This is a genomic window from Sphaerisporangium aureirubrum (assembly GCF_042658925.1).
In the GTDB taxonomy this organism is placed as follows: domain Bacteria; phylum Actinomycetota; class Actinomycetes; order Streptosporangiales; family Streptosporangiaceae; genus Sphaerisporangium; species Sphaerisporangium aureirubrum.
Genome location: NZ_JBHSRF010000225.1, coordinates 1 through 535, shown reverse-complemented (window position 1 = coordinate 535; position 535 = coordinate 1). Strand labels below are relative to the sequence as shown.

Sequence of the window (535 nt, the reverse complement as noted above, 5' to 3'; positions counted from 1 at the left end):
CGGTCGAGGCGTGCTCCTCGTTACCGCTGGTCCGCAGCATCTCGGCGAGCTGGTCGTACGGGCCGGGCCGGTAGCCGCCCATCGCCCGGCGCAGCAGGCGGATGCGCTGCTCGACCGCGGCGTCGTCCTTGATGCCGATCGGCACCTTCATCGAGTCGTAGCGGAAGTCCTCCAGGTCGAGGCCGCCGGTGGCCTCCCACAGCTCGGGATTGTCGTTGAGCGTGACGCAGTGCGCCCCGGCCAGCACCACCTGACCGCGGGGCGCGATGTCGGGGACCAGCGCGAACTCGTCGGCGGTGACCGAGCCGACGTCGAGCGCGATGCCGTCGCGGTCGCTGGACTGGAGCACCGCGCCGGTCAGGTCGACCCGGCGGGCGACCACCGCGCCGTCCAGGTTGACCCCGCCCTCGGCGTGGAACCGGCGCTCGCGGTTGGCGGTGAACACCAGGTCACGGCCGATGCGACCGGCCCGCACGTCCACCGAGAAGCTGGTGTTCGGCCGGACCGCGGGCTTGACCACCTCGGTGCCGTAGAG

At 72.5% G+C, this 535-nt stretch carries 1 pseudogene; it reads right to left on the bottom strand.

Going from position 1 to position 535, the window contains the following annotated elements:
* Nucleotides 1-535: pseudogene (locus ACFP1K_RS41255) on the bottom strand (hypothetical protein); the annotation flags it as partial.